The 12,519-nt window shown below is 76.8% G+C and carries 4 protein-coding genes; 3 read left to right on the forward strand and 1 reads right to left on the reverse strand.

All coding sequences use genetic code 11. The features are described from left to right. Positions 1 to 186 precede the first annotated feature (186 nt). The gene (locus RVR_RS36075; RefSeq protein WP_202238207.1) at positions 187 to 10,122 is read left to right on the forward strand and encodes a type I polyketide synthase; all 9,936 of its coding nucleotides are present in this window, start codon (positions 187 to 189) and stop codon (positions 10,120 to 10,122) included. A 366-nt stretch (positions 10,123 to 10,488) separates the two neighbouring features. Here the strand turns inward: RVR_RS36075 and RVR_RS36080 are convergent, their stop codons facing one another. Then, positions 10,489 to 11,295 carry a thioesterase II family protein gene (locus tag RVR_RS36080; protein ID WP_202238208.1) on the reverse strand — a complete coding sequence of 269 codons (807 nt, stop codon included), beginning with the start codon at positions 11,293 to 11,295 and terminating at the stop codon, positions 10,489 to 10,491. 385 nt (positions 11,296 to 11,680) lie between these two features. On the opposite strand from RVR_RS36080, the gene RVR_RS36085 reads away from it, so the two are divergent. Further along, positions 11,681 to 12,019 carry a hypothetical protein gene (locus RVR_RS36085; protein WP_202238209.1) on the forward strand — a complete coding sequence of 113 codons (339 nt, stop codon included), beginning with the start codon at positions 11,681 to 11,683 and terminating at the stop codon, positions 12,017 to 12,019. A 171-nt stretch (positions 12,020 to 12,190) separates the two neighbouring features. Further along, positions 12,191 to 12,487 carry an acyl carrier protein gene (locus RVR_RS36090; protein ID WP_202238210.1) on the forward strand — a complete coding sequence of 99 codons (297 nt, stop codon included), beginning with the start codon at positions 12,191 to 12,193 and terminating at the stop codon, positions 12,485 to 12,487. Positions 12,488 to 12,519 lie beyond the last annotated feature (32 nt).

Raw genomic sequence — 12,519 nt, forward strand, 5'->3', positions numbered from 1 at the left:
GAGGCCGGACACCCGCGGGTGGCGCACCGCGTCCTCCGCGTCGTCCGCCCGCGCACGGGTCGGCGTGCCCGCAACGAACCGGTGCGCCCGCGCTCGCACCGGCGGACCCGGCCGCGCGCCGGACCAGGGACAGTGCGGCCGCCGCGTACCGGCGCCGCGACCGACGGACGACAGGGGCGACAGCTGATGGCGCACGGCAACGGGGACCCGGCGGACGTGACGGACGTGACGGACCTGGTGGACCCGCCGGACGCGCCGGTCCGGCCGCGGGAGCCGATCGCGGTGATCGGGATGGCCTGCCGGCTGCCGATGGCACCGGACCCCGCCTCCTACCTGCGGTTGCTGCGCGCCGGGGACAGCGCGATCATCTCCGCCCCGGCCGGCCGCCCGCTGCCGCCCGGCCCGCAGGACGCCGCGCCCGCCCCCGGCGGCTACCTGGACGCGGTCGACACCTTCGACGCGGAGTTCTTCGGGATCTCGCCGCGCGAGGCCGAGCAGATGGACCCGCGGCAGCGCCTCGCCCTCGAACTCGGCTGGGAGGCCCTGGAGGACGCCGGCATCGTGCCCGCCGACCTGACCGGCCGCCCCGTCGGCGTCTTCGCCGGGGCGCTCGCCGACGACTACGCCACCCTGGCGGCGCAGCTCGGCCCCGCCGCCGTCACCCGGCACTCCATGACCGGCCTGCACCGCGGCATCATCGCCAACCGGATCTCCTACGCACTCGGCCTGCGCGGCCCGAGCCTGACGATCGACTCCGGGCAGTCCTCCTCGCTGGTCGCCGTGCACCTGGCGTGCGAGAGCCTGCGGACCGGCGAGTCGCGGCTGGCGCTGGCCGGCGGCGTCCAGCTCAACCTGGCCGCGCAGACGGCGGCCGCGGCCGAGCGGTTCGGCGGCCTGTCGCCGCGGGGCCGCTGCCACACCTTCGACGCGCGCGCCGACGGGTTCGTCCGCGGTGAGGGCGGCGGCTTCGTCGTGCTCAAGCCGCTCGCGGCGGCGCTGGCCGACGGCGACCGGGTGCTGTGCGTCGTCCGCGGCAGCGCGGTGAACAACGACGGACCCACCGAGGGACTGACCGTGCCCAGCGCGGAGGCGCAGGAAGCGGTGATCCGCACCGCCCACCGCACCGCGGCCGTCGACCCCGGCGCGATCCGGTACGTCGAACTGCACGGCACCGGAACCCGGTTGGGCGACCCGATCGAGGCCGCGGCGCTCGGCGCGGCCCTCGGCGCGCGGGCCGCCGCACCGGTCGCGGTCGGCTCGGTGAAGACCAACATCGGCCACCTGGAGGGAGCCGCGGGCATCGCCGGCCTGCTCAAGGCCGCGCTGAGCGTCGCCCACCGCGAACTGTTCCCGAGCCTGAACTTCACCACACCCCACCCCGCCATCCCGCTGGACGCGTTGCACCTGAAGGTGCAGACCGCCTGGCAGCCGTGGCCGGCCGGCGACCGCGAACCGGTCGCGGGCGTCAGCGCGTTCGGCATGGGCGGTACCAACTGCCACGTGGTGCTGTCCGCGGCGCCCGACCTCGCGGCCGGCCCGCTCCGGGCCCGAACCCCCGGCGGGACCGTGCCGTTGGTGCTGTCGGCGCGCAGCGCGGCCGCGCTGCGCGACCAGGCCCGGCGGCTGGCCGACCGGATCGGCCGCGTACCGGCTCTGACCGACGCCCCCGACCGCCGGAGCCCCGACGGACCGGCCGCCCCCGCGGCACCCGCCGTGCCCGAGCCCGCGGCATCCGTCGACCTGGCCGACGTCGCGGCGCCCGCCGGCCTGGCCGACATCGCTTTCTCCCTCGCCACCACCCGGTCGGCCTTCGCCCACCGCGCGGTGGTGCTCGCCGACGACGGCGCCGACCCCGCCGGGAACCTCGCCGCAGACCTCGCCGACCTGGCCGGCACCGGCCAGGCGGCCGGAGCGGTCACCGGCCGCGTCGACAGCGGCTCCGGCACGGTCCTCGTCTTCCCCGGCCAGGGCTCCCAGTGGCCCGGCATGGCGGCCGAACTGCTCGATTCCTCACCGGAGTTCGCCGCCATGGTCGAGCGCTGCGCGGCCGCGCTGGCCCCCTGCACCGACTGGTCGCTGGTCGACGTGCTGCGCGGGGCCCCGGGCGCCGCCTCGCTGGACCGGGTGGACGTCGTGCAGCCGGCGCTGTTCGCGATGATGGTGTCGCTCGCCGAGGTCTGGCGGGCCCACGGGCTGCGCCCCGCCGCGGTGATCGGCCACTCGCAGGGCGAGATCGCCGCGGCCTTCGTCGCCGGCGCGCTGTCGCTGGAGGACGCGGCCAGGATCGTGGCGCTGCGCAGCGCCGCGCTGACCACCCTCGCCGGCAGCGGCGGCATGGCCTCCGTCCCGCTGCCCGCGGCCGAGACCGGTGGCCTGCTGCTCGGCCTGACCGGCCGCATCGCCGTGGCCGCCGTCAACGGCCCCGGCCACACGGTGGTCTCGGGCGACACCGCCGCCCTCGACGAGCTGATCGCCCGCTGCCAGTCCGAAGGCGTCGACGCGCGCCGTATCCCGGTGGACTACGCCTCGCACTCCGCCCCCGTCGACGACCTCCACGACCGCCTCGTGGCCGACCTCGCCGGGATCGCCCCGCGCGCCGGCCGGGTCCCCTTCTACTCCACGGTGGACGCGGCCGAGGTAGCGGACACGACCGTGCTGGACGCTAGTTACTGGTTCCGGAACCTGCGGCGCCCCGTGCGCTTCGACGCGACGGTCCGGCTGCTGCTCGCCGCCGGCCACCGGCGGTTCGTCGAGGTCAGCCCGCACCCGGTGCTCGCGCCCGGCCTGCCCGCCATCGGCGAGGACGCCGGCGTCCCGTGCACGGCCACCGGCACGCTGCGCCGCGACGACGGCGGGCGGCGCCGCCTGCTGGTGTCGCTCGCCGCCGCGTACGTCAGCGGCGCCGAGGTCGACTGGACGCGCGCGGTGTCCGGCAGACGGGTGCCGCTGCCCACCTACCCGTTCCAGCGCGAGCGGTTCTGGCTGCCGGAGACCGACGCCCCGCACCGGCCGCGACCCCAGGCACCCGCCACCTCCCCGGCCGGGCCCGGCGGACCCGCCACCACCGAAGCCGCGCCCGCCGCGGGTACCGCGTTGGCCGAGCCCTCCGCGGGTGCCACACCTGTCGACCACGCCGCGCCCGCCGCGTCCGCTGGGCCCGCCGCCCCCGCGCCCGCCCCGGCCGACGGCTTCGCCGCGCTGCCCCCGACCGAACAACTGCGGCGCGCCGCCGAACTGGTCCGCACCGGCGCCGCACACGTGCTGGGACACCGGACCGGCGCGGCCGTGGACGAGCAGCGGTCCTTCAAGGACCTCGGCTTCGACTCGATGGGCCTGGTCGAGCTGCGCGACCGGCTGGACGCCCTGACGGGGCTGCGGCTTCCCGCGTCGGTGTTCTTCAGCCACGCCACACCGGCCGCCCTGGCCGGGCACCTGCGGGACCTGCTGGCCGGCGCCGCCCCCGGCGGACCGCGGGCCCGGACCGCCGTCCCCGCCCCGGCCGCCGTGCCGACGGACGCCGACGCCCCGGACGGTGGGAGGACCGACCCGGCGGACGACCCCGTCGTCATCGTCGGCATGGGCTGCCGCTTCCCCGGCGGCGTGCGCTCCCCGGAGGACCTGTGGGAGCTGGTCCGCACCGGTACGGACGCCGTCTCGCCGTTCCCCGCCGACCGCGGCTGGGACCTGGACCGGCTGCACGACCCCGACCCGTCCCGCTCCGGCACCTCCTCCACCCGGCACGGCGGCTTCCTGGAGGACGCCGCTGGCTTCGACGCCGGGTTCTTCGGCATCTCGCCGCGCGAGGCGCTGGCGATGGACCCGCAGCAGCGGCTGCTGCTGGAGACCTCGTGGGAGGCCGTCGAACGCGCCGGCATCCGGCCGCACGCGCTGCGCGGCGAGCAGGTCGGCGTCTTCGTCGGCGTCATGGCGCAGGACTACGGCCCGCGGCTGCACGAACCGGACGGCGGCACCGACGGCCACCTCCTCACCGGCAGCTCCACCAGCGTCGCGTCCGGCCGGATCGCCTACGCCCTGGGCCTGCGCGGGCCCGCGGTCACCGTGGACACCGCCTGCTCGTCGTCCCTGGTGGCCCTGCACCTGGCCGCGACCGCGCTGCGCCAGGGCGAGTGCCGCCTCGCGCTGGCCGGCGGCGCGACCGTCATGAGCACCCCGGGCATGTTCGTGGAGTTCAGCCGCCAGCGCGGCCTGTCGCCCGACGGGCGCTGCCGGGCGTTCTCCGCGGACGCCGACGGCACCGGGTGGGCCGAGGGCGCCGGCGTCCTGGTACTGGAGCGCCGGTCGGACGCCCTGCGCCACGGTCACCGCGTGCTCGCGGTGCTGCGCGGCGCGGCGGTCAACCAGGACGGCGCCAGCAACGGCCTCACCGCGCCCAACGGCGCCTCCCAGGAAGAGGTCGTCCGCCGCGCGCTGGCCGCCGCCGGCCTCGCACCGGGCGACGTGGACGCCGTCGAGGCCCACGGCACCGGCACCGCGCTCGGCGACCCGGTCGAGGCGCAGGCGCTGCTCGCCGCCTACGGTCAGGGCCGCCCCGGGGACCGGCCGTTGCGGCTCGGGTCGCTCAAGAGCAACATCGGCCACGCGCAGGCCGCCGCGGGCGTCGGCGGCGTGATCAAGATGGTGCAGGCCCTGCGGCACGGCGAGTTGCCCGCCACCTTGCACGTCCGCGAGCCCACCCCGCACGTGGACTGGTCCGCGGGCGCGGTGGAACTGCTCACCGAGGCGGTGCCGTGGCCGCGCGGCGCCCGGCCCCGCCGGGCCGGCGTCTCGTCGTTCGGGATCAGCGGCACCAACGCGCACGTGATCCTGGAGGAGGGGCCCGCGCCATCCGCGTCCGGCACAGCGGCAGGAGCCGTCCCGGCGGACGGCGCGGCAGCGGTCCTCGCCGCCGCGCCCGCGAGCACGGCATCCGCCTGGCCCGTGTCGGCGCGTACGCCCGAGGGGCTGGCGGCCCAGGCCGCCCGGCTCCGCGAACGCCTCGCGGAGGCGGTCGAGTTGGCGCCGGTGGATGTGGCGTGGTCGCTCGCGTCGACGCGGTCGGTGTTCGAGTACCGGGCGGTGGTGGTGGGGTCCGGTCGGGATGAACTCGTTGCGGGGTTGGCCGGGTTGGTGGCGGGTGAGCCGGTGGTGGGTGTGGTCTCCGGTGAGGTGGTGGTGGGTGGTCCGGGTCGGGTGGTGTTCGTGTTTCCGGGTCAGGGGAGTCAGTGGGTGGGGATGGGTGCCGAACTGGCCGGGGTGAGTCCGGTGTTCGGGGTGCGGTTGGCGGAGTGTGAGGCGGCTCTCGCTCCCTTTGTGGACTGGTCGTTGCGTGAGGTGTTGGCGGGTGGGTCGGGTGCGCCGGGTCTGGATCGGGTGGATGTGGTGCAGCCGGTGTTGTGGGCGGTGATGGTGTCGTTGGCGGCGGTGTGGGAGGCGGCGGGGGTGGTGCCGGATGCGGTGGTGGGGCATTCGCAGGGGGAGATCGCGGCTGCGGTGGTCGCGGGGGTGCTGTCGTTGGAGGACGGTGCGCGGGTGGTGGCTCTTCGGAGTCAGGCGTTGCGTGCGTTGGCGGGGCGTGGCGGGATGATGTCGATCGCTGCGGGTGAGGTGGCGGTGCGGGCGCGTATCGCGTCGTATGGGGAGCGGGTGTCGGTGGCGGCGCTGAATGGGCCTGCGGCGACGGTCGTTTCGGGTGATCCGGACGCCCTGGAGGAGCTGGCGGCGGCCTGTGAGGCGGATGGCGTGCGGGTTCGGGTGCTGCCGGTGGATTACGCGTCGCATTCGCCGCAGGTGGAGGAGTTGGAGGCGGAGATCCGGGGTGCTCTGGATGGTCTGGCGCCGCGGGTGGGGCGGGTTCGGGTGGTGTCGTCGTTGACGGGTGGGGTGATCGACGGTTCGGGGATGGACGCCGGCTACTGGTACGACAGTTTGCGGTCGACGGTGCGGTTCGGTGAGGCCGTGGCGGCGTTGGTGGGCGACGGGCACTCCGTGTTCGTGGAGACCTCTCCTCATCCCGTGTTGACCGCCGCCGTCACGGACACGGTGGAGGCGGTGGTTCCCGGTGGCGACGGCCCGGGCGAGGGCGGCGGGCCGGTGGTGACCGGGACGTTGCGGCGTGACGAGGGTGGTGCGGCGCGGCTGTTGGCGTCGTTCGCTGAGGCGTACGTGCGGGGGGTGGCCGTGGACTGGTCGGCGGTGCTGCCGGCGGGCGAGCGGGTGGACCTGCCGACGTACGCCTTCCAACGGCAGCGCTACTGGGCGGCCGGTGCCGTGGCACCGGGCCGAGCGGGCGCGGCCGCGCTGGGCCTGACCGAGCCGGGCCACCCTCTGCTCGGCGCCGAGGTCGAGCTGCCGGCCTCCGGCGGGGTGGTGCTGGCAGGGCGGTTGTCGCTCGCGGACCAGCCCTGGCTCGCCGACCACGTGGTGTCCGGCCGGGTGCTGGTGCCGGGCACGGTCTTCGCGGAGCTGGCGGTCCGTGCGGCGGAGTCCGTCGGAGCCTCGGCCGTGGGCGAGTTGGTGGTGGAGCGGCCCCTGCCGCTGCCCCCGCGCGGCGGCGTCCAGGTGCGGGTGTCGGTCGAGGCGGCGGACGAGCGGGGACGCCGGGAACTGGCGCTGCACGCGCGGCCCGAGCCGGGGCCGGGGGAGGACCCCGAGGGCGGATGGGCCCCGCACGTCACCGGCTTCCTCACCAACTCCGGTTCCGGGTCCGGGTCCTCGTGCGGGCCCAAGCCCAAGTCCGGGTCCGGGTCCGGGTCCGGAGCCGAGACCTCGACCGGAACGGACCCGGCCGCATGGCCGCCCCCCGGCGCGGTCCCCGAGGACCTCGCCGGCTTCTACCCGGCCCTCGCCGAACGCGGCCTCGCGTACGGCCCGGCGTTCCGCGGGGTGCGGGCCGCGTGGCGGCGCGGCGACGAGGTGTTCGCCGAGGTCGACCTCCCCGACGACCTCCCCGTGGCGGGCTTCGCCGCCCACCCGGCGCTGCTGGACGCGGCCCTGCACGTCACGGGACTGGTGACCGCGCCCGACCCGGACACCACGGGGCCGCTGCTGCCCTTCGCGTGGACCGGCGTGGCCGTGCACGCCACCGGCGCGACCGCCGCCCGGGTCCGGGTCGCCCCGGTGCCCGGCGGGGAGGGCTTCGCCGTCGCCCTCGCCGACCCCGCCGGGGCACCGCTGGCCACGATCGACTCGCTGGTGCTGCGGGCCCGTCCGGCCGACCGGACGGACACGGTGACGGACGGCGAGCTGTACCGGCTGACCTGGGTGCCCGCTCAGGCGGAGCCCGCGCCCGCCGACCTCCGCTGGGCGTTGCTCGGCGCCGACGGCGGCCTGGACCTGCCCGGCGCGGCGCGCTACCGCGACCTGGCCGCACTGTCCGCCGCCGCGGCCGGACCGTCGGCCGACGCGCCCGACATCGTGGTGGCCTGCTGCCCGTCCGGGAGCGGCGACGAGGGCGGGGACGCCGCCGCCGGTGCCCGCGCCACCGCCGCCTGGGCCCTGGACCTGGTCCAGGGCTGGCTCGGCCACCCCGCCCTGCCGCCGGCTCGCCTGATGGTCGTGACCCGGAACGCGGTGGACACGCTGGGCTCACCCGTCGACCCGGCCGCGGCCCCCGTGTGGGGCCTGCTGCGGGCCGCCCAGACCGAGCACCCGGACCGCTTCCTGCTCGCCGACCTCGACCACGCGGCCACCGCCGGCCCGCCGCTGCGGACCGGCTCGGCCCTGGACGAGCCGCAGTTCGCGGTGCGCCGCGGGGAGGTCCTGGTGCCCCGGCTGGCCCGGGCCGGCGCGGCACTGCCCCTCCCCGCCCACGACCGCTGGCGCCTGGCGCCCGACGCCCGCGGCAGCCTCGACGACCTCGCCGTCGCCGGAACCGGACCGGTGGGGGAGGGGCCCTGGCGCCCGCTGGCCCCCGGCGAGGTCCGGGTGGGCCTGCGGGCCGCCGGGGTCAACTTCCGCGACGTGCTGACCTTCCTCGACATGATCCCGGCCGAGCACGACGCCCTCGGCCTCGAAGGCGCCGGCCACGTGCTGGAGACCGGCCCCGGGGTCACCGGACTGGCCGCCGGGGACCGGGTGATGGGGCTGTTCGGCACCTCCTTCGGCCCGGTCGCGATCGCGGACGCGCGCGTCCTCGCCCCCGTCCCGCCGGGCTGGACGCTCGCGCAGGCGGCCGCCGCGCCCGCCGCGTACCTCACGGCCTGGCACGCCCTGGTGGAACTCGCCCGGCTGCGCCCGCAGGAGTCCGTCCTCGTGCACGCCGCCACCGGCGGGGTCGGCCTGGCCGCCGTCCACCTCGCCCGGCTGCTCGGCGCGCGCGTCTACGGGACCGCCGGACCCGGGAAGTGGCAGACGCTGCGGGACATCGGGCTGGACGACGACGCCATCGCCTCCTCCCGCACGCTGGAGTTCGAGGAGCGCTTCCGCTCGGCGACCGGTGGGCGGGGCGTGGACGTGGTGCTCGACTCGCTCGCAGGCGAGTTCGTGGACGCGTCGCTGCGGGTGACGGCCCGCGGCGGCCGCTTCGTCGAGATGGGCAAGACCGACCTGCGCGATCCCGGCCGGGTCCGCGCCGCCCACGGCGTGGAGTACGAGGCGATCGACCTGCTGCGGCTCGACCCGGCCCGGATCGGCGCGATGACCGCCGAGCTGACCCGGCTGTTCGCCGACGGCTCCCTGCCCCCGTTGCCGGTGGCCGGCTGGGACGTACGGCGGGCTCCGGACGCCTTCCGCTACATGAGCCAGGCCCGCCACGTCGGCAAGGTCGTGCTCGCCCTGCCCGCCCCCTGGCACGGCGGCACCGTCCTGATCACCGGCGCGTCCGGCCTGCTCGGCACGCTGGTGGCCCGCCACCTCGCCGCCGGGGCACGCCGGACGGTGCTGCTGTCCCGCCGCGGCCCGGCCGCCGCGGGAACGGCCCGGCTGGCCGCGGAACTCGCCGGGCGCGGCGTCGCGGTGCACGTCGCGGTCTGCGACGTCGCCGACCGCGCCGCGCTCGCCGCCGTCCTCGCGGCGGTCCCGGCGGACGCCCCGCTGCGCGCGGTGGTCCACGCGGCGGGGGCGCTGGACGACGGTGTCGTCGGGACGCTGACCGCCGAGCGGAACGAGGTGGCGATGCGCCCGAAGATCGACGGGGCATGGCACCTGCACGAGCTGACCCGCGAGCTGGACCTCGGCCTGTTCGTGCTCTTCTCCTCGGTCGCCGGGACCTGGGGCAACGCGGGCCAGGCGGCCTACGGGGCGGCCAACACGTTCCTCGACGCGCTCGCCGCCCACCGGCGCGACAGCGGGCTGCCGGCCACGTCGCTGGCCTGGGGGCCGTGGCGGACCGCCGGCGGCATGACCGGCCACCTGACCGGCGCGGACTGGGAGCGGATGGCCAGGACCGGCCTGCGCCCGCTGACCGACGAGGAGGGCCTGGCCCTGCTGGACGCGGCCACCCGCGCCGGATGGAGCCTGCTGGTCCCGGCCCCGCTGGACCTGGCCCGACTGCGCGCCGGCGCCGACCCGCTGCCGCCGATGCTCTCCGGCCTGGTCCGCCGGCCCGCACGGCGCCGCGCGAGCATTCCCGCCGGAACCGCCGCGCACCCCGACCGGACCGGGCCGGCCACGCGGCTCGCCGCCCTGCCGCCCGCCGAGCGCGAGGAGGCCGTCCGGCAGCTCGTGCGCGGCCACGCGGCGGCGGTGCTCGGCCTGGGCGACCCCGCCGACGCCGACCGCGGCCGGACCTTCCGGCAGTTGGGCTTCGACTCGCTGACCGCCGTCGAGCTGCGCAACCGGCTCGGGACGGCCGCCGGTGTACGGCCGTCGGCCACCGTCGTGTTCGACTACCCCACCCCGGCGGCCCTGACCCGGCACCTCCTGGAGCTGATCGCCGGGGAGGCGGGCGCACAGCCGGAGGCGCCGCGGGGGCCGGCCGCGGTGGCGGAGCTGGACCGGTTGGAGGCGGCCCTCGCGGAGGTGCCGCCCGGCGACGCCCGGCGCCCGCGGATCGTGACCCGGCTGGAGGCGATCCTCCACGCCTTCCGGGCCGGGCGGAGCGGCGAGGCGGGGGCGGACGAGGAGATCGACACGGCCAGCGACGACGAGATCTTCTCGATGATCGACCGCGAGCTGGGGATCTGAGCGGAGCCGGCCGGGGCCCGTCCGGCGGGTGATGGCGCAAGGCCCATGACCGCAAGGTGCCGTGCGGCGGCGGTGGGCCCCGAGGTCGTCCAGGGACTCCGAGGCCGGGCCGTCGCCGTGGTGCGGTGCGCCGCCGCTGATCCCGGGCCGGGTCCACCGCCGGAAGGCCCGACCCGCCCGGAACGGCCCGACCCGACGCTCGGGCCCCACCGGGAGACGGGCCACCGGCCCCCAACAGGTCGCCTTCCGGCGGGAGATGAGGCCCCATGCCACGCGGGTGCCGGCGCCGGCGCCCGCGGGACCCTGGCCGGAGCCGGCACCCCGGCCTGGACCGCCCCCCGGACGCGACCAGGCCCCCGGCCCGGTTCAGTCGGCCGCCTCCGCCTCCGCCTGCTTGCCCGCTGCCGGCTCCGCCTTCCCCGCCCCCGTCTCCTGGAAGTGGCGTCGCAGCCGCTCGACGATCGGGTCGAGCTGGTCGGTGAGGAAGAAGTGCCCGCCGGGGAACACCTGGAGGTCGAACGCCCCCGAGGTGTGCGCGGCCCACGCGGCCGCCTCGTCGAGGGTCGTCTTCGGGTCGTCCGCACCGGTGAACACCGTCACGGGGCAGGCCACCGCCGTCCCGGGCGGGCAGCGGTAGTCCTCGGTCGCCCGGTAGTCGGCCCGCAGCGCGGGCAGCGCCGCCCGCATCAGGGACTCGTTCTCCAGCAGCGCCGACGCGGTGCCGTCCAGCCGGCGCAGCTCGGCCAGGATGTCGTCGTCCGTGAGGTGGAGCTCGTCGGTCCGCGGGGCCGAGGGAGCCCGCCGTCCCGACGCGAACAGCCGGACCGGGCCGCGCCCGTCCGCCTCCAGACGCCGGGTCAGCTCGAAGCCCAGGACCGCTCCCATGCTGTGCCCGAAGACGGTCAGCGGCCGCTCAGGCTCGTGCCTGAGGACCGCGTGCAGACGGTCGGCGAGCGTGGCCATGTCGGGGATCGGCGGCTCGGCCCTGCGGTCCTGGCGCCCCGGGTACTGGACGGCCACGACGTCCACCGCCGGACTGAGCGCGATCGCCAGCGGCAGGTAGAAGGACGCGGAGCCGCCGGCGTGCGGCAGGCACACCAGCCGGACGGGCGCGTGCGGCGCCGGACGGAACCGGCGGCACCACGCACGGCCGTCGGCGGAAGGCTCGGACATACCACTCCCCACGGGTCGGTTCCGGCGGACGGGTTTCACCGAAAAGCGCGGGGTGAAGGTATAACGGGCGAATGGAATGAACCAATGGCGGGGTGTTATACCGGAGAACACCGGCCGTGCGCGCCGGCGGACGGCATTGCGGTCAACTGCGAAAATTCCGCAGTTGGACACGTGGCACCGTTTCACCAAGCCGCTCCCACCTGCCTGTTCGTGCGGGCCGCGAACAGGCTTGCACCGCCGGCGGCGGCGCCGTTACGGTTCTGTCCGCCGGTTAATCCTGTGCGGCGATATCTTTCGGCGGCGGCCCCGTCCGTTTGCCCTCAGGCGGCATCCGAGGCGTGGGAACCATGCGCCCGTACGCAATGGAAAAGGAAGGGTGGCGGCTGTGGGTCACAAGTTCTCGCTGGTTCTTAGCCGGGAGATCACCGACGAGGAATCGGCGCTCCTGGAGAAGGCCGGCTTCAACGGCGCGGTCTTCGGCAAGGACACGCTGCCCACCGACGCCGGCGTGCCCGTCACCAAGGTGGACTTCGACGACACGGTGACCCCGTCGCTCGCCGAGGCGATCGAGACGGCGCTCGAAGCGGTGAAGCAGGTGCCCGACCTGAGCGTGCCGGGCCTGAACGTGCCGGCCGTGCCGAAGGCCGCTGCCGGTGCCGAGGGCACGGACGACGCGGACGTCGTCGCCGGCGAGGTCGTCACCGACGCGGCCGCCGCCGAGTAGCCCCCGGCGAGCGGAGCAGGACCGGACCCGCGGCCCGCGAGGGCGCGGGCCGGACGCACCGGGCGGCCGCGCGCCGCCGGTGCACCCGCACGGCGCGGTGGACGTGCCGCGCGAAGGCAGCCTCGGCCGCACGAGCGGCCGGGGCTTTCTCGACTACGGAAAGGTGGCGTCGTGACCGCCGAACAGACCTCCGAGGTGGCGCCGGTCAGCGCCGAATCCGTCGAAGCGGCCCTGCTGGGGTTCCTGGGGGAGCGGGTCAGCACCGACATCACGCCCGACCAGGACCTCTTCGGTTCCGGCCTGGTGTCGTCGATGTTCGCGATGCAGCTTGTGGTGCACCTGGAGGAGACGTACGACATCGCGATCATCGGGCCGGAGCTGAAGCTCGACAACTTCCGTACCGTGCAGTCGATGACGGCCCTGGTCCTGCGGCTGCGACAGGCCGCCGGGCCGGTCAGCGGTGCCTGAACCGCCGGTCGGCGGGGCGGGCGGCGGTGCGC

The organism is Streptomyces sp. SN-593, assembly GCF_016756395.1.
GTDB lineage: Bacteria > Actinomycetota > Actinomycetes > Streptomycetales > Streptomycetaceae > Actinacidiphila > Actinacidiphila reveromycinica.